23 protein-coding genes and 1 tRNA gene are annotated in these 20,839 nt (G+C 65.7%); 10 read left to right on the plus strand and 14 right to left on the minus strand.

Annotation, left to right across the window (positions count from 1 at the left end; all coding sequences use genetic code 11):
* Positions 1 to 55 precede the first annotated feature (55 nt).
* The 5 genes from CFR78_RS08705 to CFR78_RS08725 form a co-directional block, all read right to left on the minus strand.
* On the minus strand, positions 56 to 646 hold the full coding sequence (locus CFR78_RS08705) for an isochorismatase family protein (protein WP_034928181.1): 591 nt from the start codon (positions 644 to 646) through the stop codon (positions 56 to 58).
* A gap of 104 nt (positions 647 to 750) precedes the next feature.
* Positions 751 to 2,181 carry a ribosome biogenesis GTPase Der gene (gene der / locus CFR78_RS08710; protein WP_034928178.1) on the minus strand — a complete coding sequence of 477 codons (1,431 nt, stop codon included), beginning with the start codon at positions 2,179 to 2,181 and terminating at the stop codon, positions 751 to 753.
* A gap of 16 nt (positions 2,182 to 2,197) precedes the next feature.
* Positions 2,198 to 3,571 (minus strand): outer membrane protein assembly factor BamB family protein, encoded by a 1,374-nt coding sequence (locus CFR78_RS08715; protein ID WP_034928175.1) that lies wholly within the window; start codon positions 3,569 to 3,571, stop codon positions 2,198 to 2,200.
* Between the two features lie 40 nt (positions 3,572 to 3,611).
* Positions 3,612 to 4,310 carry a hypothetical protein gene (locus CFR78_RS08720; protein ID WP_034928172.1) on the minus strand — a complete coding sequence of 233 codons (699 nt, stop codon included), beginning with the start codon at positions 4,308 to 4,310 and terminating at the stop codon, positions 3,612 to 3,614.
* A gap of 211 nt (positions 4,311 to 4,521) precedes the next feature.
* Positions 4,522 to 5,439, minus strand: a complete 918-nt coding sequence (locus CFR78_RS08725) for a glycosyltransferase family 9 protein (protein ID WP_034928169.1) — start codon at positions 5,437 to 5,439, stop codon at positions 4,522 to 4,524.
* A gap of 83 nt (positions 5,440 to 5,522) precedes the next feature.
* Between CFR78_RS08725 and ygfZ the strand changes: the two genes are divergently transcribed.
* The 3 genes from ygfZ (at position 5,523) to CFR78_RS08740 (ending at position 7,110) form a co-directional block, all read left to right on the plus strand.
* On the plus strand, positions 5,523 to 6,350 hold the full coding sequence (gene ygfZ, locus CFR78_RS08730; protein ID WP_034928166.1) for a CAF17-like 4Fe-4S cluster assembly/insertion protein YgfZ: 828 nt from the start codon (positions 5,523 to 5,525) through the stop codon (positions 6,348 to 6,350).
* Between the two features lie 99 nt (positions 6,351 to 6,449).
* Positions 6,450 to 6,866, plus strand: a complete 417-nt coding sequence (gene hisI / locus CFR78_RS08735) for a phosphoribosyl-AMP cyclohydrolase (RefSeq protein WP_007400453.1) — start codon at positions 6,450 to 6,452, stop codon at positions 6,864 to 6,866.
* Positions 6,853 to 7,110 carry a hypothetical protein gene (locus CFR78_RS08740; RefSeq protein WP_050800814.1) on the plus strand — a complete coding sequence of 86 codons (258 nt, stop codon included), beginning with the start codon at positions 6,853 to 6,855 and terminating at the stop codon, positions 7,108 to 7,110. The genes hisI and CFR78_RS08740 overlap by 14 nt, the downstream gene beginning before the upstream one ends.
* On the opposite strand, the gene lpxB is transcribed toward CFR78_RS08740, so the two are convergent.
* From lpxB to rpmI, 6 genes are all read right to left on the minus strand, one after another.
* Positions 7,085 to 8,305, minus strand: a complete 1,221-nt coding sequence (lpxB, locus tag CFR78_RS08745) for a lipid-A-disaccharide synthase (protein WP_051672016.1) — start codon at positions 8,303 to 8,305, stop codon at positions 7,085 to 7,087. The genes CFR78_RS08740 and lpxB overlap by 26 nt on opposite strands.
* A gap of 132 nt (positions 8,306 to 8,437) precedes the next feature.
* Positions 8,438 to 9,460, minus strand: coding sequence for a phosphate ABC transporter substrate-binding protein PstS (gene pstS, locus CFR78_RS08750; protein WP_034928401.1), 1,023 nt, complete (start codon positions 9,458 to 9,460; stop codon positions 8,438 to 8,440).
* A 7-nt stretch (positions 9,461 to 9,467) separates the two neighbouring features.
* Positions 9,468 to 11,930, minus strand: a complete 2,463-nt coding sequence (gene pheT, locus CFR78_RS08755; protein ID WP_034928162.1) for a phenylalanine--tRNA ligase subunit beta — start codon at positions 11,928 to 11,930, stop codon at positions 9,468 to 9,470.
* Positions 11,931 to 11,933: 3 nt separating this feature from the next.
* A complete protein-coding gene (gene pheS, locus CFR78_RS08760) occupies positions 11,934 to 13,004 on the minus strand; it encodes a phenylalanine--tRNA ligase subunit alpha (RefSeq protein WP_034928160.1) in 1,071 nt (356 codons plus the stop codon).
* A gap of 190 nt (positions 13,005 to 13,194) precedes the next feature.
* A complete protein-coding gene (gene rplT / locus CFR78_RS08765; RefSeq protein WP_010513542.1) occupies positions 13,195 to 13,551 on the minus strand; it encodes a 50S ribosomal protein L20 in 357 nt (118 codons plus the stop codon).
* A gap of 14 nt (positions 13,552 to 13,565) precedes the next feature.
* Positions 13,566 to 13,769: a 50S ribosomal protein L35 gene (gene rpmI / locus CFR78_RS08770; RefSeq protein WP_007400447.1), complete on the minus strand. Its 204-nt coding sequence runs from the start codon at positions 13,767 to 13,769 to the stop codon at positions 13,566 to 13,568.
* Positions 13,770 to 13,993: 224 nt separating this feature from the next.
* On the opposite strand from rpmI, the gene CFR78_RS08775 reads away from it, so the two are divergent.
* A complete protein-coding gene (locus CFR78_RS08775) occupies positions 13,994 to 14,722 on the plus strand; it encodes an SDR family NAD(P)-dependent oxidoreductase (protein ID WP_034928397.1) in 729 nt (242 codons plus the stop codon).
* Between the two features lie 258 nt (positions 14,723 to 14,980).
* Here the strand turns inward: CFR78_RS08775 and CFR78_RS08780 are convergent, their stop codons facing one another.
* Entirely contained in the window at positions 14,981 to 15,481 is a 501-nt protein-coding gene (locus CFR78_RS08780) for a metallophosphoesterase (RefSeq protein ID WP_034928155.1), read from the minus strand.
* A gap of 426 nt (positions 15,482 to 15,907) precedes the next feature.
* Positions 15,908 to 15,981, minus strand: a tRNA-Gln gene (locus CFR78_RS08785).
* A 173-nt stretch (positions 15,982 to 16,154) separates the two neighbouring features.
* Between CFR78_RS08785 and CFR78_RS08790 the strand changes: the two genes are divergently transcribed.
* Positions 16,155 to 17,279 (plus strand): Ppx/GppA phosphatase family protein, encoded by a 1,125-nt coding sequence (locus CFR78_RS08790; RefSeq protein WP_007400442.1) that lies wholly within the window; start codon positions 16,155 to 16,157, stop codon positions 17,277 to 17,279.
* A gap of 12 nt (positions 17,280 to 17,291) precedes the next feature.
* On the plus strand, positions 17,292 to 18,056 hold the full coding sequence (locus CFR78_RS08795) for an RlmE family RNA methyltransferase (RefSeq protein ID WP_007400441.1): 765 nt from the start codon (positions 17,292 to 17,294) through the stop codon (positions 18,054 to 18,056).
* 33 nt (positions 18,057 to 18,089) lie between these two features.
* On the opposite strand, the gene CFR78_RS08800 is transcribed toward CFR78_RS08795, so the two are convergent.
* Positions 18,090 to 18,998: an ROK family protein gene (locus CFR78_RS08800; protein WP_007400440.1), complete on the minus strand. Its 909-nt coding sequence runs from the start codon at positions 18,996 to 18,998 to the stop codon at positions 18,090 to 18,092.
* A 123-nt stretch (positions 18,999 to 19,121) separates the two neighbouring features.
* On the opposite strand from CFR78_RS08800, the gene CFR78_RS08805 reads away from it, so the two are divergent.
* The 4 genes from CFR78_RS08805 to CFR78_RS08820 all read left to right on the plus strand — a co-directional run.
* Entirely contained in the window at positions 19,122 to 19,388 is a 267-nt protein-coding gene (locus CFR78_RS08805) for a sulfurtransferase TusA family protein (protein WP_007400438.1), read from the plus strand.
* A gap of 101 nt (positions 19,389 to 19,489) precedes the next feature.
* On the plus strand, positions 19,490 to 19,720 hold the full coding sequence (locus CFR78_RS08810; protein WP_007400437.1) for an exodeoxyribonuclease VII small subunit: 231 nt from the start codon (positions 19,490 to 19,492) through the stop codon (positions 19,718 to 19,720).
* 8 nt (positions 19,721 to 19,728) lie between these two features.
* On the plus strand, positions 19,729 to 20,664 hold the full coding sequence (locus CFR78_RS08815; RefSeq protein WP_034929660.1) for a polyprenyl synthetase family protein: 936 nt from the start codon (positions 19,729 to 19,731) through the stop codon (positions 20,662 to 20,664).
* 5 nt (positions 20,665 to 20,669) lie between these two features.
* The coding region (locus tag CFR78_RS08820) for a 1-deoxy-D-xylulose-5-phosphate synthase N-terminal domain-containing protein (protein WP_146221272.1) at positions 20,670 to 20,839 on the plus strand (170 nt) is incomplete at its 3' end.

The following is a 20,839-nucleotide window of genomic DNA, read 5'->3' on the forward strand; positions in this document are numbered from 1 at the left end:
GTGTTTTGCTGAAGCTTCCTGAAAAAAGCTTCACCAAAAGCTTCTTTCCGGTCTTTCAGGCCGTACGCTGCGCCAGCAGTTCCGTACTGGCGACATGGCCGATCCCCTCCGCGTCCAGTGCCGCCAGTATGGCGTGGGGGGCCTGTGCCACGGCACGGCAGGCATCATGCAGCACCATGGTGTCAAACCCGGCCTGCCGTGCATCGCGCGCGGTATGGGTCACACAGTAATCCAGCGCGACACCTGCCACGAAAACGCGCGTGATCCCCCGCTCCTTCAGCAGGGCCGCCAGTCCGGTACGATGCTGCCCGGCATTATCGGCAAAGGCGGAATAGCTGTCGATGGCGGGGTCCAGCCCCTTGCGCAGCAGCACACCGATCGTATCCTGTTCAAGGCCGGGCGCAAGATCGGCCCCCCGGCTGCCCGCCACGCAGTGCACGGGCCACGGGCCGCCCCGTGTGGCAAAGGAAACATGATCCGCCGGGTGCCAGTCCTGGCTTGCCACCACTGCGCCAAAAGGCAGCCGGCCTAGCCGGTTTATCAGCGGCACAAGCGCGTCCGCCCCCGGCACGGCCAGCGCGCCACCGGGCAGGAAGTCAACCTGCATGTCAATAATCAGCAGGGCATCGGTGCGGGTTATGGCCATCCTGCATCCTTCGCCCTGCCGGCATCATCCCTGCCTATGGCGGGGCCACGGGCGGCGGGTCGATTCCGGTCAGGGCGCGCATCGTGCATGGTGGCCGCTATGCCTCAGCTTTTTGCGTAAGGGTTGCTGGACGCGCGCAGCAGCAGGCGGATGGGCGTGCCGGGCAGGTCGAACGTCTCGCGCAGGCCATTGACCAGATAACGCTGGTAATCCTCGGGCAACTGGTCGGTACGGGTGCCGAACACGATGAAGGTGGGCGGCCGGGACTTGGCCTGCGTGATGTAGCGCAGCTTGAGCCGGCGTCCATCAACCAGCGGTGGCGGATGGCGCTCGATCATCATCTCGAACCAGCGGTTGAGCGCGCCGGTGGCCACGCGGCGGTTCCAGACCTCATACGCCCGCCGCACGGTCGGCAGCAGCTTGTTGATGCCCGCCCCCGTCAGCGCCGAGAACGCCACGACCGGAATGCCACGCATCTGGGCCAGTGACATCTCGATCCGGTCACGGATGGCCTGGCGGGTATCTGCCCGGTCCTCCACCGCATCCCACTTGTTCAGCGCCAGCACGCAGCACCGGCCCTCACGCTCGATCAGGCGGGCGATCTGAAGGTCCTGCTCATGCACGCCCAATGTTGCATCCAGCACCAGAATGACGACTTCCGCCATCTTCAGCGCCTCGATGGAGGCGGAGACGGACATCTTCTCCAGTGTCTCGTCAATACGGGCCTTGCGACGCAGCCCCGCCGTATCGACCAGCTGGATCGGGCCTTCGTCATCACTGAGCATGACGGCAATGGAATCGCGCGTAAGCCCCGGCTCGGGGCCGGTAATCATCCGCTCCTCGCCCAGCAGGCGATTGAGCAGCGTGGACTTGCCCGCGTTGGGCCGCCCCACAATGGCCAGGCGCAGCGGGCCGGGGGGGCGGACATCCTCTTCCTCGCCTTCCGCCGCCTCGGCCTGCTCACGGCGCAGGCGGCGGGTATTCTTCTGGACCGGCGGCGCATCGGTGGGCGGCAGGCGGTCCACGATCTCCGCCATCAGGTCGGCCACCCCTTCCCCATGCTCGGCGGAGATGGCCAGCGGCGCGCCCAGCCCGAGCGAGAACGCCTCCATCGCAGCCGCAGCCCCCTGCCTGCCCTCCGCCTTGTTGGCGATCAGCAGGACCGGGCGGCCCTGCCGGCGCAGCCAGTTGGCGAAATGCTGGTCAGCGGGCGTAATGCCGCTGCGCGCGTCAATGCAGAACAGCACAAGGTCCGCATGCGCCACCGCCGATTCGGAAGATGCCCGCATCCGCCCGTACAGCGTGTCGGGGGCCGCTTCCTCCAGCCCCGCCGTGTCGATGATGCGGATATTGCGGCCACGCACCGTGGCCTGGCCTTCCTTGCGGTCGCGGGTGACACCCGGCGTATCGGCCACAAGCGCCTGCCTGCGCCCGACAAGCCGGTTGAAAATGGTCGACTTGCCGACATTCGGCCTGCCCGCGATCACGACAACCGGCAGCGCATCCACTGGCGCGGATGGAAAAGATGAACTCACTGCGGCAACTTTCTTTTTAGCTATAGGCCAGAAGATAGCCCTTATTATCCATGAGCAACAGCGTATTATCGACCACGATCGGTGCTGTCGTCACTTCCGATGGCAATGTGTGCAGCGATTCTATGTGCCCCTGGGCCGGATCGACAATCACCACGCCGTTGTCCTTGAAGCTGGAGATGCACACCAGCTTGCCACCCGCCAGGATGGGGCCGTTCCATACGATGCCCCGCTTCTGCTTGTCGGAATTCTCGTACTGGCGCAACTGCGTGATCCAGCGCACATGGCCCGAAAGCCGGTCAATGCAGGCCAGCTGTTCATCCATGGACAGCAGGAATATCCAGTCCCCGCTCACCAGCGGCGTGTTCTGGCCCGAAATGCCGCGCTCCCACAGCCTGCGGCCCGAACGCATGTCAATCGCGACCAGGACCGAGCCGGTGCTTATGGCATAGGCCGTGCCGTCAACAATGACCGGCATGCCATGCACACAGGAAAAATCGATCAGTGCCTGCTGGCCATTGGTGCTGCCCAGCGTATCGGCCCAGACCACCTCGCCACCTTCGGCACGCAGCGCCACCAAGTCACCCGACCCGAATCCCGCCAGTACCACGCCATCGGCCACGGCCGGGGCGGGCTGGCCGTATATCACCGTATCGGCGCTGGTCGCGGCATAGGTCCACAATATGTTGCCGTTCCCGGCATCCAGGCAGTACAGGTGCTCGTTGATCGTGCCGAAGAACAGGCGGCCATTGGCAATGGTGGGGGCGGAACGGCCGGGTGTCTGGATGTTGACGCGCCATTTCAGCTTGCCGGTCGCGGCATCAAGCGCCAGCGCCTGCCCGATCCCGTCCACGACGTAAAGCGTGTCCCCATCCACGCTCAGGCCACCGCCAAGATTGCTGGACAGCATCTTGCGCGGCTTGGGGTTGTATTCCCACAGCTTGTGCATGGCGGGCCAGCGATAGGCCCGGATCACACCCTGCGCATCCGCCACGAAAATGCGGCCGTTCTGCACCACCGGTGTCGCCTGGATCACGCCACGCCCGCTATCGCCAAGGGCGACGTAGAACAGGAATTCCGGCTCCGAATTGCCTGCGCCAATATCATGCGTCCACAGATGGTTCATGCTGCCACGCCAGGCAATGTCCACCGCCCTGTGGTCGGGCGTGATGCCCGATTGCGGCCATGCGTTCACCGCCGTGGGCGCGGGCACGCTTACGGCCTGCGTCTCGTCCGGGTCCACCGTCAGGCCGGCCACGGTATGCAGCACGTCGGAACGGTGGCCGATCAGCAGCGGCTTCTTCTTCGGGCCACTGGAACAGGCGGCCAGGGCCGGCAGCAGCGCCGCCCCCGCACCAAGAAGCGCGTGACGGCGGCTCAGGACTGGTTTCATGGTTTTCCTGTCTGTGGGCATGGGGGTGCCGGGGGTCGGGTCAGCCACCTGCGTCGCCCCCCATCGTCTGGAGCATGGCTTCGGCGCGGTTGCGCACGCCGTCACCCACGCCCATGTCCATGGCCAGGCGCGTGAAGCGTGCGCGCGCATCGGTGTCCTTCCCGGTGCGCAGGTCAAGCAGGGCCTCGGCCTCGATCGCCTGGCCACGCCAGGGCTGGCCCGTGCCATCCAGCACCGCAAGGCGGGAGCGCAGGGTGGCGGGATCACCGCTGTCAATCTGGTGCTGGACCCACAGCAGGCTGGCCAGGGCCGCAATGGTCGGGTCAACCGCCTTTTCCTGCGCCACGCCATCCCATAGTGCAAGGGCACCGGGCAGGTCGCCACTGCCCGCCAGCAGGGCAGCACGCTCCATCCGCGCCAGGATGCGCAGCGGGGGGCGGGCCTTCGCATCCAGCGCCTGCAGTTCCGCCAGGCCGGTTTTCTGTCTTGTGGTCAGCGGGGTTACGCCGGTAGCCGGCGCGTCCGGCGCACGCGCGGCATCGGCCATGGCGGTGAAATACGCCGCCGAGACCGCCGCATCCGCCCTGTGCGCGCGGGAGAGGGAATACTGCCATCCCCCGGCCCCGATACAGATACCCGCCACCACGACACCGGCGACAACAAGATAGCGCCGCGCCAGTGCCCTTATGCGTTCGGCACGGATTTCCTCATCGACTTCCGTGAAGATGTCGTCAGCCACGTTCCTGTCGTTCCCTGCTCGCTTGCGCGGTGCGTCACACCCCGCGCGTCGTGATTGTCGGCCCCAGCATATCCGGCCCGGACCGGCACGGCAAACCGCCATATAGGGGTGGCCATGACCTTTGTGCACCCGGACCAGTCCGTTCACATAGACCGGCCCGTTTTCCACCGCCAGCCACAAGCGGGACGGAAATGCAAAAAGTTCGGGTCTTTCACCGCTTCGCTCTTTCCCGGTCTGCCAGCAGGCAGCGCGCGGTGGTCACGACATTGGCCACATCCAGCCCCTCCATCGGGGCATTGCCCACCGGGCCGGGCGCCATGACCACGCGCGCCCACGGGCCTGCGGGCGCGTATTCCGAAGCCTTGCTGCGCCCGAACAGCCCCACGGTGGGAATGCCCGTGGCGGCGGCCAGGTGCATGAGCCCGGAATCATTGCCAATGAACAGCGTGCACCGCGCCAGCAGGGCCGCCACCTGCGTGACGGAAAGCGCCCCCCCCGTATCCAGCGCATCGGGCAGCTGCGCCAGCACCGTCCGCGCGCGGGCGCGCTCGGCCTCGCCGGGTCCGTACAGGATGACGGGACGCATGGCCGGGTCCGCTGCGCGCAGGGTGTTGAAAACCGTGACAAAACGGTCTGCCGGCCAGATCTTGCCATCCCAGTTGGCCGTGGGGCCAAGGGCAATCCAGCGTGACCCGTCATCGGGCAGCACGGCGGCGGCGCGGGCGCGTTCCCCGGCACTGGTCCACGTCACCGGCATGGGGGCGGGATCAAGGTCCAGCAGGTTGCCGATATGGGTGATGCGCCGCCCTTCTCTGCGGCCACCGCGCATGATGTGACGCCTGCCCACGCGCAGGAAGTAACTTACGATCGAACCGCGCAGGTCCACGCACAGGTCCCATCTGGTTTCCCGGCACTGCCGCCACAGGTCCACCCAGTGCATGTCACGCGGGCGCTTGACCATTTCTATGGTACGCACGCGGCGCGGCATGTGCGCGAACAGGCCGGCGGCCACCGGCCCGCAGGCAATGGTGAAATCGGCCCGCGGGTAGCGGTGCAGCAGCGTATCCAGCAGCCCTGTGGACAGGATGGCATCCCCCAGCCGGGTGGAAGTGATGAACAGGATGTGCATGCACGGGTGCTAGTCAGATTTTGCCTGCGTGCCAACCTCTCTTTGCCCTTGCCTGCGGGCGCGGGCATGGCCAGATTGCGCATATGGCCAGAATTGCTCATCTTCCTGATCGCGCCGTGCTCGCTGTTTCGGGGGCGGACCGTGTCTCCTTCCTGCAGGGGCTGGTGTCGAATGACATGACCACCGTTGCCCCCGGCCACGCCGTATGGACCGCCTTCCTGTCGGCCCAGGGCAAGTGGCTGGCGGATTTCTTCGTCCTTGCCGACCCCGAAGGCGTGCGCCTGCTGGTGGACTGCGACCGCGCGCAGGCCGACATGCTGCGCCAGCGCCTGTCGCGCTACCGCCTGCGCGCGCAGGTCGAGATTGGCGAGACCGGCTACGCCGTGCATGCCGCATGGGGCGATGGCTTCACGCCACCCGCAGGCTACCCCGCCGCCCCCGACCCGCGCCTGCCGGATGCGGGATGGCGGGTCCTGCTGGGCCACCCTGCCCCCGACGCATCGGCCGATGACGTGGATTATGACCGCCACCGCCTGGCCCTGGGCCTGCCGGACGGCGCGCGTGACTGCGAAAGTGACAGGACCCTGCTGCTGGAAGCCAATTTCGACCAGCTGAACGGCATATCGTGGACCAAGGGCTGCTACATGGGTCAGGAACTGACCGCGCGCACCCGCTATCGTGGGCTGGTGCGCCGCCACCTGCTGCCCGTCATGGCCGGACGGGAACTACCCCCGCCGGGCACGCCGGTCATGTCGGGCGATACGGCAGTGGGCGAGATGCGGTCCTCACGCGATAGCGCCGGCATGGCGATGATCCGTAACGAGCATATCCATGATACGGATCTGGTGGCGGGAGGGCACGCGCTGCACGTAAAAGTGCCGCAATGGTTCACCCTGCCGGATAAGAAATGATTTCCGGCACGGGACTTCACTGACGGCCGGCCCTTCGTCAACGCGGCAGGCAGGCGCCTGCCCATGGGCCAGCCCGGTTTTTATGCAAGGTCAAGACAGATGCCCTATACACCGCCCGACCCGGCCGTCCGCGCCAGCATGCTGGACAGGGTCCGCTTCAACGCCGATGGCCTGATCACCGCCATCGCCCAGCAGCATGACACCGGAGAGGTGCTGATGCTGGCATGGATGAACGCCGAGGCACTGGACGAAACCCTGCGCACGGGCCGCGTGTGCTACTATTCCCGCAGCCGCAACGGCCTGTGGCGCAAGGGCGAGACATCGGGGCAGGTGCAGACCCTGGTCGACGCGCGGCTGGACTGCGACCGTGATGCCGTGCTGCTGCTGGTGGACCAGAAGGGCGTGGCCTGCCACACCGGCCGGCGCAGCTGCTTCTACAATGCCCTGCGCCCCGAAGGAATCGTGGAAATCACGCAACCCCTGGTTTCAGCGGAGGCCCTTTATGGCAAAGCCTGACAAACCCGCTCCCGGTAGCCGGGAAGAACGCGATGAGCAGATCGGCAAGCTGGTCTGGATCGGGATTACCGTGCTGGGCACCGTCATCATGGGCATTTTCATGCTGCGCACGGAACTCCATGCCCTGATATCGGAAAACGAGCCGCTGCCGCCGGGCGCATCCGCACCCGCCACACCAGGCGATGACCAGAGCACGCCCGTTTCCCCCGCCGTGCGGGCTACACCGAACGGGCGCGCACAGTAACCGCCCCCAGCAGGTCCATGATTTCGTCCGCCGCCGCGCCGGCGGGGTCCCCCCCCGGCCCGCGCAGGATCGTGCGGATATGGCCGAACCCGGCGCGCTGCAGGGCACGGCTGGCCGGGTCGCGCAGCAGGCGTTCCACGGTGGCCGCCAGCAGTTCGGGCGTGCAGCGCTCCTGCAGCAGTTCGGGCACCAGCCTGTGCCCGCACAGCAGGTTGACCATGGCCACATACGGCACCCGGATCAGCCGCCGCGCCATGGCGGCCGTAAGCGGGTTGACACGGTAGGTCACCGCCATGGGCACGCCCGCCATGGCCAGTTCCAGCGTGGACGTGCCCGATTTGGTCAGCGCCGCATCGGCTGCGGCAAAGGCATCGTGCTTGTCATCCACGTCCGTCACGATAATGGGCCGGACCGGCCATTTCGCCACACCCGCGCGCACGATACCGGCAATGACGGGGGAGACGGGCACCACCGGCACGATACCCGGTACGCGCCGCCGCAGGAGGGCCAGCATCCGGCCAAGGACCGGCAGCAGGCGGGGCGCTTCGGAGCGGCGGCTGCCGGGCATGAGCACCAGCACCGGCGCGTCCGCCGCAATGCCGTACCGTGTGCGGAAGGCCGCACCCGACCCCGCATCCGCACCGGACTGGAGCACGGGGTGGCCGACAAAACGCGCCTCCAGCCCATGGCGGGCAAAGAATTCCGGCTCAAACGGCAGCAGGCATAGCATGCGCTCCCACAGGCCGGGAAATTCGCGCACCCTGTGCTCGCGCCATGCCCAGACCTGCGGGGCTACATAATGCAGGCGCGGAATGGACAGCGGCGCGATCCGCCGCAGCAGGCGCAGGGTAAAGCCCGGACTGTCGATGGTAATGACCAGATCGGGCCGGCGCGCCGTAACATCCGCCACCGCCTGGTCCAGCCTGCGCGACAGGTGGCGCAGGCGGGGCAGTACCTCCATCAGTCCCATGACCGCAAGATCACGCAGCGGGAAGAGCGAGTGCAGCCCCTGCCCCTGCATGCGCTCACCGCCAATACCGGCAAAGCGCACGCCCGGACAGCGCGCGCGCAGGGCCGCCATGAGGCGGCTGCCCAGCACATCGCCACTGGCCTCGCCCGCCATGATCCATATGGTCGGGCCGGAGGGGGACGCATCCGTTGCGGCGGGCGGAGGGGAAGATGAAGGTCCGGTCATGCCTGACCGGCTTATCGCGTCGGCCCCGGCAGCGCAAATACATGAAAAATTTCTGATGGCGCTTTTTTCAGAACGCTTCAGGAACGTCGCCTTCTTGCAAAAAAGGCGGCATCCGGAAACCTTTACCGTTTCCTATCTGAGCAGGCCGCGTATGGTGGCACGGATGTCATCGGGCAGCGGCACATAATGCAGGGCAAGGGCCGCCTCGCCCCCATTTTGCATGCTCCAGTCAAAGAAGGCCCGCACGGCACGGCCCCGGGGCGTATCGGCCTTATCCTGCGGCAGCAGCGCGTAGGTCGCGGCCATGATCGGCCATGCGCCCACACCCTCGCCATCCAGCACGTCCCCCGCATGGGTTGCGTCCTGTGCCCAGTGCGCGGTGGCCACGGCGTGGCGGAAGCTTTCCGGATCGGCCGCGACCATATCCCCATGCCGGTTGCGCAGTTCGACAATCGGCATGTGGTTGCCGGCGGCATAGGCATATTCCACATAGCCTATGCTGCCCTCGGTATTGCGCACGGCGGCGGCTATCCCGTCATTGCCACGCGCGCCCTCACCCACCGGCCATTCGATGGAAGTGCCGCTCCCCTGCTCCTTCGCCCAGCGGGGCGAGACACGGGCAAGGTAGGAGGTGAACACGAACGTGGTGCCCGATCCATCCGCCCGGCGTACGGGGGCCACCGGAATGGCGGGCAGGGCCATGCCGGGATTTTCGGCCACGATGGCAGGGTCGTTCCACATCGTGATGTCACCGGCATAGAGCCGCGCCAGCAATTCGCCGGTCAGATGCAGATGGCCCGCATCCACACCGGGCAGGTTCACCACCGCGACAATCGCCCCCAGCACGGTGGGAAACTGGATCAGCCCGTTCTGCGCCAACTGGGCCGCACTCATCGGGGCATCGGACGCGCCAAAATCGACCGTGCGGGCCTTGACCTGGTTCTGCCCGGCGCCAGAGCCGATGGTCTGGTAATTCAGGCGGATGTCGGTCGCGCGCGCGACAGCAGCCCCCCACGCCCCATAGATCGGCGCGCCAAAGCTGGACCCCGCCCCCGTGATTTCCGTGGCATGGGCCCGCGCGCCCAGCAGCCCCAGCAAGACCGCAAGCCCCGCCCCCAAACCATGGCGCACCTGCCGCGGAGATGGCGCACGCATGGCGGGTTCAGCCCCGCAGGACCGCATTGCAGCTTTTCTGCGCGGCGGCCAGCACCCGTTCACAAACGGCTTCGATTTCCGCATCGGTCAGGGTCCCGTCCATCGGCTGAAGGGTTATCTCCACACCCAGCGACCTGTGCCCCGCCGGGATCTTGTCACCTTCATAAACGTCAAACAGGTTTGCCGCGACAATCAGGTTGCGTTCCGCACCCCTGACGGCCCGCAGCAGTTTTTCCGCCGGAACATCCGCCGCCACCACAAAGGCGAAATCACGCCGGAGCGGCTGGAAGGCGGACAGTGCCGGGGGGGCTTTGCGCTTGCGCTTGGGCTCAGGCACCGCATCGGGATACAGCATGAACGCGCAGACCGGCACGTCAATGCCGCGCGTGGCCAGCAGGGCCGGATGCAGCTGGCCAAAATGCCCCAGCACCAGCTTCGGTCCCTGCCGGATCACGCCGGAACGGCCCGGATGGTAGAAGGCGGGCGCATCGGGGGTCATGCTTAACCCCTCCATGGCCGCACCTGCGGCGGCAAGGGCCGACAGCGCATCGGCCTTGACCTGCCACAGGTCCACCGGCCGTGCCGCCTGGCCCGGCAGGCGCGGCGAATGGCCACTGCGGATGCCCGCGGCCACCAGCACCTGACCCTCCGGGCCAAAGGCCGGCCCGACCTCGAACAGGCCCAGATCGGGATAACCGCGCGCGACATTGCCCCGCACCGCCGCCAGCAGGTTGACCAGCGGTGTCGGGCGCATCTGGTCCAGATCGGCCGCAATCGGGTTGAGCAGGTGCAGTTCCGGCGGGGTCTCGCCAAATTCGGCGGCCTGCTCCATGGCCACGAACGAGAAGCCCACCGTCTCCAGCAGGCCACCCGCCGCAAGCTGGCGGCGCAGGCTGGCAATCCGGCTCTGGCGCGGCGTGAAGGCGGGCAGTGGCACGGCATTGCCCACCGGCAGCGACACGGCGGGTACGCTGTCCAGCCCGCGCAGGCGCAGCACTTCCTCGATCAGGTCCACTTCCGGGTCAAGGGCCACGGCCCCTTCCGCCGCAGTCTGGGCGCGCGCGGGCGGCAGGTCGGCCTGCTGGTCCAGCAGCATGGGAGTTGCGATGTCATTGCGCCACGGCGGCACGTCCACCACCACATGGCAGGCATCACATTCACGCACCGTGAAGCCCAGCCCCTCCAGCAGGTGCACGGCATGGTCGGGTTCTTCCACCAGGCCGCCGATCGTCTCCAGGCGGGCGAAGTCCAGATGCGCCTGGCGCTGCCACGCAGGCTCGGCCCCGGCCGAGACCACGCTGCCCGCCTCACCGCCGCACAGGTCAAGGATCATACGCGTCACGGCCTCAAGTGCCGCGGGCGGCAGGGCCTGATCCACCCCGCGCTCGAAGCGCTGGCGGGCATCGGAATGCAGGTTGTGCCGTCGCCCCGCCAGCGCGATCGCCACCGGGTCGAACAGCGCGCATTCCACGAATACGGTGGTTGTCGTATCGCTCACACCGCTTCCGGCCCCGCCCATGATCCCGGCCAGCGACTGCACACCGCGCCCGTCGGCAATCACGCAGTCATCGGGGGTCATGACATGCTCGCTGCCATCCAGCGCCGTGAAGGTCTCGCCCGCGCCACGGCAGATGGTCAGTTCTCCACCCATGATCCTGTCCGCATCGAACACATGCAGCGGACGCCCCAGGTCGAAGGTGAAGAAATTGGTGATATCCACCAGTGCCGAGACCGGGCGCAGGCCGATGGATTCCAGCCGGCGCTTCAGCCAGTCCGGGCTGGGACCGTTCCGGACACCCCTTATGGCGCGCCCCAGCACCCATGGGCAGGCTTCGGGATAGGTGATGCGCCATGTGATGGGGGACTCGAACCGGCTTTCCACCGTCCCGGGCCGCCAGGGCCGGAGCGTGCCCAGTCCCGCCGCCGCAAGGTCACGCGCAATGCCGCGCACGGCCAGCGCATCGCCCCGGTTGGGGGTGATGGCAATGTCGATGACCGGATCATCCAGCCCGGCGAACAGCGGGTAGGACTGCCCCGTCGCGGTGCCTTCGGGCAGTTCGGCTATGCCGCTGTCTTCCTCGCCAATGCCCAGTTCACGCAGCGAGCACAGCATGCCGCCGCTGGTCTCGCCCCGCAGCTTGCCCGCCTTGATGGTGATGCCGCTGGCCGGGATGAAGGTGCCGGGCGGGGCAAAGATCACATGCAGCCCGGTGCGCGCATTGGGCGCACCGCACACGACCTGCACGCGCCCGAACCCCTCCCCCGCATCAACCTGGCAGACGCGCAGCCGGTCGGCATTGGGGTGCTGGGTGGCTTCGATGATGCGTGCGGTGCGGAAGGCGGCAAGTGCTGCCGCCGGGTTTTCCACCCCTTCCACCTCAAGCCCGATGGTGTTCAGGGTAGCGGTAATCTCGTCCAGCGTTGCCGTGGTCTCAAGATGTTCGCGCAGCCAGGACAGGGAGAACTTCATCGATCACAGACCTTCGTGCAGCAGGGCGGGAGACAGGGGGCTGGTGCCGTAATGGCGCAGCCAGCGGACATCGCTTTCATAGAACGAGCGCAGGTCGGGAATGCCGTGGCGCAGCATGGTCAGCCGCTCGATGCCCATGCCGAAGGCAAAGCCCTGCCACTGCCGGGCATCCAGCCCGCAATTGGCCAGCACGCGGGGGTGAACCATGCCCGCCCCCAGCACTTCCAGCCAGTCACCGCCGGTGCCGATCTGCCCCGTTTTGCGTGACCAGCCGATATCGATTTCCATCGAGGGTTCGGTAAACGGGAAATACGACGCCCGGAACCGCACCGGCAGGTCCGGCATCTGGAAGAACGCGCGCAGGAAATCCGACAGGCAGCCCTTGAGATGGCCCAGCGTGATGCCACGATCAATCACCAGCCCCTCGCACTGATGGAACATGGGGGAATGGGTGGCATCATGGTCCGCGCGGTAGGTGCGGCCGGGGGCGATGATGCGGATGGGGGGTTCATGGCCCAGCATGGTGCGGATCTGCACGCCCGATGTCTGGGTGCGCAGCACGCGCTCGGGCTGGCCCTCGGCCACGGCTGGCAGGTAGAAGGTATCCTGGTCCGTGCGGGCGGGATGGTGGGCGGGCGTGTTCAGCGCCGAGAAGTTGTGCCAGTCGCTCTCGATATCCGGGCCTTCGGCTATGGTGAAGCCCATGGAACCGAAAATGGCGGCCATTTCCTCGATCGTGCGGGTAATGGGATGCAGCAGCCCCTCGGGGGCCGGGGCGCAGGGCAGTGTCACGTCCACCCGCTCGGCCGCAAGGCGGGCGTTCAGGGCGGCGGCTTCCAGTTCCTGCCCGCGCGCATCGATCAGACGGGAAAGTTCATCACGCAGCCGGTTGAGCGCGGCGCCACGCGTGCGCCGCTCATCCGGTGTCATGCGGCCAAGCTGCTTGAGAAGTGCGGTCAGCGTGCCCGATTTGCCCAGCGTGGCCACGCGCACCGCGTCCCACGCGCGCTGGTCGGTCGCGGCAGCGAGTGCCTGAACTGTCTGTTCCCTCAGGGTTTCGAGATCGTCACTCATAGCACCTCGCACAGGCTCACGTCGGGCGGGCTGGCAAAGGGGTATCTACCGGCGGGCCAGACCCGGCGCATGGAATTGTGCCCGTGGCCGCTGGCGGATACGGCACGGGCCTTGCATAAAAAACAAAACGGGCCGCCCGATGGGACGACCCGTTTCGTGGACCTGTCGCCACGCGGGCGTGGGACAGGGATCAGGCCAGGGCGGCCTGGGCCTTCTTCACGATTTCAGCGAAGGTCGCCGCATCGTCATAGGCAATGGCGGCAAGGACCTTGCGGTCGATCTCGATGCCAGCCTTGTCCAGACCGTTGATGAAACGGCTGTAGGTCAGGCCATGCTCACGCACCGCCGCGTTGATGCGCTGGATCCACAGGGCGCGGAATTCGCGCTTCTTGTTCCGGCGGTCACGGTACGCATACTGAAGCGACTTTTCCAGACGTTCCAGCGCAATGCGGTAATTGGTGGAGGAACGGCCCCGGAACCCCTTGGAGAGTTCGAGAACCTTCTTGTGGCGGGCGTGGGTGGTTACGCCGCGTTTCACACGTGCCATGTCTCAGGTGCTCCTTATGCCAGACCGTAGGGGGCCCACTGCTTTACAGTGCGGCCGTCCATTTCCGTCAGCACCTGCGAACCACGGTTCGTGCGCTTCATCTTCTGCGAGCGGTTGATCAGCCCGTGGCGCTTGTTGCCCGGACCCGCCAGCACCTTGCCGGTGGCGGTGATCTTGAACCGCTTCTTGACCGATGACTTGGTCTTCATCTTGGGCATTTGCTTCTCCTGTCTGTCTGGTGCGTGTGTCCCCTGCCCCCTTGCGGGTAAAGCCGGGACACTCCATTGCGGCCGGGCATGCCCTACAGGCCCGGACGCGCGAACAGGCAGGCTATAGACAACCCTGCGGGCGCGATCAACCCCCAAGGTACACATCCGCATCCTTTCCCCTGCCCCCGAGGTGCTGTAGGGGAAAGGGGATAATCAGAATGGAGGAAAAGACCATGACCCAACGCGTGGCCTACATAACCGGCGGCAGCCGGGGCATTGGCGCCGCCATTGCCAAGACACTGGCAAAAGACGGTTTTGACATTGCCATTTCCTATGCCCGCAATGAAAAGGCGGCCGAACAGACGCTGGAGGCGGTCCGCGCGCTGGGCCGCCGGGGCCTGGCCATCCGCTGCGATGGCGAAGGCAGCGGCAACCGCGCCGCCATCCGGCGCGTGGTAAGCGAAATGGGCCGGATTGACGCGCTGGTGTGCAATGCCGGCGTCTACCCCCATGGCGACGTGACCGAGATGACCGATGCGCAGGTCGATGCGGTGCTGGGGCTGAACGTGCGCGCCGTGATGATCGAGACCATCGAGGCCGCACGCCACATGGCGCAGGGCGGGCGGATCATCCTGATCGGGTCCACCTTTGCCGACCGCTCGCCCTTCCCCGGCATTTCGCTCTATTCCGCTTCCAAATCGGCGCTGAACGGCTTCGCGCGCGGGGCGGCGCGCGATCTTGGCCCGCGCGGCATCACCATCAACGTGGTCCAGCCCGGCCCGATCGATACCGACATGAACCCCGCCACCGGCCCCGGTGCCGACCTGCTGCGCAGCTTCATGTGCCACAAGGAATATGGACAGGTTGGCGACATTGCATCCGTGGTGTCATTCCTGGCCAGCCCGCAGGCCAGCTTCATCACTGGCTCGGCACTGACCACCGACGGGGGGCTTGCCGCCTGACATCACCACGCGCGGGCGGCCTACCGCCCGCCCGTGTCTCAACACCCGATGACATTGCTGAACCCGCCCATACCCCCTCTTGCGGGGATATGGGCCGCATCGGGAAGGCGTCAGGTCCGGTCCCGCCCGAACATGAATGCCGCCCCGTCCCCTTGCCGGATGTTCCATGCACATTGCCCGGACGGGTCCCATGTCCATGCGCCGGCACTGAACGCCCCCCGCCATAGCCGGCAGGGCGGGCATTCCCTGCCCGTTTTTTCAGGCTGCTGGCTGACAGGCCAGGAAGCCCTCGATCTCCTGCCATGACACGGGTGCGTAATGCCAGCAGTCCACCCCCACATCGCATGACGTGGACGTCGCGGGCCGGCTACCATGGACATGACCGTACAGATGGACCGCGCCCCGGAAAAAACCGTTCCACTCGGCAATGGGATAATGGAACAGGACCACGCGCCTGCCCGCCAGCTTCAGTTCCCGGTAGGGCTGCACACTGGCCCAGCCCAGCCAGTCCCGCACCCCGTCCCCATCATGATTGCCCGTGACCAGATGCTTGCGCCCACTGAGGCGCGCGCCATACCGCGCCACATCCCGCCAGCAGAAATCTCCCAGGCACCACACGTCATCATCAGGCTGGACGCGGGCATTCCAGTTGGCAGCCAGCACGGCATCCATTTCCGCCACCCCGACAAAGGGCCGGTGGCAATGCCGGATTATACTCTCGTGACCGAAATGCAGGTCGGCCGTAAACCATGTTGTCATGACCCGGAAACCGGCATGAAACCATAACCTTCCGAATATTGATGCGCCATCTTGAACGAAAACCGCAGGGACAGCAAACCGGTCATGGAAACAGATTGATTATTACCAAAAAATATGATGATATTTTATATTATCATGGAAAATTTTAAAATATATATTCCAATAATATGATAAAATATTATTATATTCATGACCACTATAATAAAAAATAACCCGACACGGACTTTTATAGAAGCTGATCATAGGATGAATCACCTGCCACTTCCCGACCAGCCAGAGAATTACATGGAAACAGACCGATAATTCAGGATCTTTATATGATCCCGGCTGGTGATGCCGGAAATCATGACCATGACTTCACACAGAGACCGACAAATATTGATTTGCCTGTGCCTGCTGACCAGATATTTTCAGGGAAGGTCTCTATGGCTGGGGGACCTGGATTCGAACCAGGGCTGACCGGGTCAGAGCCGGTAGTTCTACCGCTAAACTATCCCCCAGCAAGGAGAAAGCGGCGCGGTGCGCTGCGGTGAACAGGCATATAGCCGCCTGCCCCAAGGGGCGCAACCCCCACAATGGCTTTTTTGCAAACTTTCTCTTTTGGCTTGCGTTTTATGCAGAACACTCAACACAATAGGTAATACCTTGGCCGTTAACGGGTATTGGATGAACAATGGTCCAGCACAGGCTCCGTGCCGCAACACACCCGCAGGCAACGCCCCTACCGCCTGCGTCTGCCACGAACCGCCGCATGGCGCGCGCGCCACTTTATGCCGCCATTGATCTGGGCACCCATAACTGCCGCCTGCTGGTGGCCCGCGCGGGGGAGCGCGGGCTGCGCGTGATCGACAGCTTCAGCCGCGCCGTACGCCTGGGCGAAGGGCTGCACCATTCCGGCCAGCTGGCCGAGGCCGCCATGGAACGCACCATCACCGCCCTGCGCGCCTGTGTCGCGCGCATGGGGCTGTACGAACTGCACAGCCATCGCGCGATCGCGACCGAAGCCTGCCGCAGGGCAGCCAACGGCATGGACTTCATTGCCCGCGTCATGCATGAGACGGGGCTGGACATATCCGTCATTTCCGCGCGGGAGGAAGCCGAACTGGCGCTTGCGGCCTGCACCTCCCTGCTGCACGACCGTGGCAGCGCCACCGGGCGCGGCCTGCTGTTCGACATTGGCGGTGGTTCGACCGAAATTGCCTGGGCACGAATCGACCGCGATGCCCGCCGCCACGACCTGTCAGGCTATGTCAGCCTGCCGATGGGCATCATGACGCTGGCCGAACGCCACGGGAATGACATCTTTACCGATGCCGGCTACCGCGGGATCGTGGACGGGATTGTCAGCATCCTGCGCGGCTTTGATGACATACACTGCATTACCCGCGAAATCGCGCGCGGCAACGTCATGCTGCTGGGCACCAGCGGCACGGTCACCACGCTGGCCAGCCTGGCGCAGGGACAGGGGCGCTATGAACGCGCGGGCATTGATGGCAGCCGCCTGTCCGTACCGCAGGCGCTGGCCATGATCGATAGCCTGCGTGGCGCGGGCATGGCGGGACTGGTACGCAACCCGGTCATCGGCCCGGACCGCGCGCGCTACCTGCTGCCCGGCTGCGCGATATTCGAGGCAATCGTCACCACATGGCCCATGATGAATGTGACGGTGGCGGACAGGGGATTGCGTGATGGCCTGCTTTTACGCATGATCGGCGACCGCGGGCGGCACGGTGGCCCGGCCCCGACGCCCCTTTCCTTTCCCCTGCATCGCCATATGGAGCACCGGGTCAGCCCCTGACCGCGTCCAGTCATGAAACAGCGTTCCCCCACCCGCATACCGGGCAAGGCCCGTACCAGCAGTCTGACCCCCGGCACGGGCGACAGCAGCACCGACGGACAGGCCGCCCGGACCAACCGGACCAAGACCGTAACCGTAAAGAAGGCACGCGGGCGCACCACCGCCCAGCACCGCTGGCTGCAGCGCCAGCTTAATGACCCTTACGTGCAGGCGGCCCAGAAACAGGGCTGGCGTTCCCGCGCGGCCTTCAAGCTGATCGAACTGGACGACCGCTTTCACCTGATCCGGCCCGGCACGCGCGTGGTTGACCTGGGGGCCGCCCCCGGCGGGTGGACACAGGTCGCGGTCAAGCGCGGGGCCGCGGAAGTGGTGGGGGTAGACCTGCTGCCGGTCGACCCGGTGCCGGGTGCGACGGTGATAGAAGGCGACTTCAATGACCCCGACATGCCCGACCGCCTGACCGGCCTGCTGGGCGGCCGGGCGGATCTGGTCATGTCGGACATGGCACCCAACACGACCGGCCACGCACCAACCGACCACCTGCGCATTATCGGGCTGGCGGAACTGGCATTGCATTTCGCCACCCGTATCCTGGCCCCCGATGGCGCCTTCGTGGCCAAGGTGTTCCAGGGCGGATCGGAAAAACAGATGCTGGCGGATCTCAAGCGCCTGTTCACGCAGGTCCGCCACGCCAAGCCACCGGCCAGCCGCAAGGAATCAAGCGAACTGTACGTGGTGGCGACCGGCTTCCGTGGGCTGGATACAGCGGAAGGCTGATCCAGGCCGCACGGTCAGCGCGGCCTGTAATGGTCACGCAATGTGGTGTTCGTTCCACAGCCACGCCGCCCCGCGCACGCCCGAACTGTCACCGTGGCGGTTGCGCACGATGGGCGTGCTGCAGTTGGGGGTGATCACGTAACGGCGCATGAGGCGGGGCACCCGTTCGTAAATCGAGTCCAGGTTGGACACGCCACCACCCAGCACGATCACATCGGGGTCCATGAAGTTGATGGCCATGGCGCAGGCACGGGCCATGCGGTCCATGTAACGGTCCAGCGCGCCGATCGCGGTCAGGTCACCGTTCGCGGCTTCCTGTTCGATATGGGCGGCACTGCGGTGGCCCGGCCCCTTCCAGTCCTGCGCCAGCGCCGACCCGCTGAGGAACCGCTCCATGCAGCCCTCATTGCCACAAAAGCATTTGGGCATGGGGAATTCCTCGATCCGCGGCCATGGCAGCGGGACATGCCCCCACTCGCCGGCAATGTGGTTATGGCCGATCAGCAGTTTCCTATCGATGACAATGCCAGCCCCCATGCCCGTGCCGATGATCACGCCAAACACGCTGTGATGCGCGGCACCTGCCCCGTCAATCGCCTCGGACAGGGCAAAGCAGTTGGCATCGTTCTCGATGCGCACCTCCCGGCCCAGGGCTGCCGTCATGTCCTTGATCAGCGGCTGGTTGTTGAGCCATGTGGCATTGGCGTTCTTGATCACGCCCGTATCGGGACTGATCGAACCGGGAATGCCGATTCCCACCGTACCTGTTCCACCCAGTTCCCTGTCCACCCCATGAATCAGCTCACACATGGCCTGGATGGCGGCCGGATAGTTGCCGGGATTGGTAATCCGCCGACGCACGCGCTCTGCCCCGTCCCTGGCAAGAGCGGCTATTTCGATCTTGGTGCCACCAAAATCAATTCCGATACGATAGGAGCCCATGCAGAGTCTTTCTTTCATCATGTTTTATCAACGGCACGTTTTCTTTTATGGTCGTACCCGTATGGAACATCAAACCCTACTATGCACGGGCATGGTTGCCCCCACCACGGAGACATGGCTCCCATGAGCGAGATACTGCTGGACGCCCGCGGACTGAACTGCCCCCTGCCCGTGCTCAGGGCCAACCGCATGCTGCGTGGCCTGCCGCCCGGCGCGCGGCTGCGCGTGATTGCGACCGACCGAGCATCGGTGGCCGACTTCCAGGCCTTCTGCCGCGAGACCGGCCACGCGCTGATCGCGTTCGGGGAAGAAGGCGGCACGCTGTCCTTCGTCATCCGGCGCAGGCCGGATGTGGCGGCGGACACCGCCACCACCCCGATGCCCGCATAAGTGCCAGAACGCCGCAAACGCAGTTGTACCCTTGGCAGGATGCCCCACATGGATGTAAGCCCTGCGCCAGCCAAGTCATTTTCAGGAAATGCCACGCACCCATGACCCAGGACCTGACCAACCTTTCGTTCGAGGACGCACTGGCCGAGCTTGAGACCATCGTGCGCCAGCTCGAGGTCGGCCAGCTCCGGCTGGAGGACGCGATCACGTCCTATGAGCGTGGCGCCGTCCTGCGACAGTACTGCCAGAAGAAACTGGACGAGGCCGAGGCCCGCGTCCAGGCGATTGTCCAGCGTGCCGATGGGGCGCTGGATGTAAAACCAATGGATTGATGCGCCAGATGAGCCAAACAACAGCCCCCTCGTCCCGAACCGACAGTGCGGACCGCATGGTCCGTCTGCGTGCATCCATGTCCGCGCGCGCGACCGCGATCGAGAGCATGATCGACCGCCTGCTGCCCCGCGTTGAAGGGGGCGAGGGCCGCCTGATCGATGCCATGCGCTATGCCACGCTGGGCGGGGGCAAGCGCCTGCGCGGCTATCTGGTGGCGGAAGTGGCCAGCCTGTTCAAGGTGGCGGCCGAAGGCGCGGACCGCGTCGCGGCATCGGTCGAGATGCTGCACGCCTATTCGCTGGTGCATGATGACCTGCCCGCCATGGATGACGACGACCTGCGTCGTGGCCAGCCCTCCACCCACCGCAAGTTCGATGAAGCCACCGCCATCCTGGCCGGTGACGCGCTGCAGACCATGGCGTTCGATATCCTTGCCAACCCGCTCACGCATGCCGGCGCGGAGGTGCGCATCAACCTTGTGCGCGCCCTGGCCGATGCCTCGGGTGCTGCCGGCATGGTCGGTGGCCAGATGATCGACATGGAAGGCGAGGGCCGCGCCCTGTCGCTGGAAGAGGTCGCGCGCCTGCATGCGCTCAAGACCGGCTGCCTGATCCGCTATTCGGCCGAAGCGGGGGCCATCCTGGGCCAGGCCGGTGAGGACGCCCGCCAGCGTATTTCCGCCTATGGCCGTGACCTGGGTGCCGCCTTCCAGATTGCCGATGACGTGCTGGACGCCACCGCGAGCGCCGAGGAACTGGGCAAGACCGCGGGCAAGGATGAAGCCGCCGGCAAGTCCACCTATGTCGCCCTGCTGGGCGTGGAGGGTGCCGCCAAGGAAGCCCGCCGTGTTGCGGAACAGGCCCTATCCCATATCGACATCTTTGGCCCCGAGGCTGATCGCCTGCGCGATCTGGTCCACTACGTGGTCGAGCGCAGGAACTGAGTGACATGAGCGAGAGCAACACGCCCAACGCGATTCCCACCCTTGGTCGCTACCCGCAGCTTGACCGTGTGCGGGCCCCCCATGACCTGCGCAACCTTTCGGTGGAGCAGCTCAGGCAGCTGGCGGATGAACTGCGCTCCGAGACGATCGATGCCGTCTCCACCACCGGCGGCCA

It is taken from the genome of Komagataeibacter rhaeticus (genome assembly GCF_003207855.1).
Classification (GTDB): Bacteria; Pseudomonadota; Alphaproteobacteria; order Acetobacterales; family Acetobacteraceae; genus Komagataeibacter; species Komagataeibacter rhaeticus.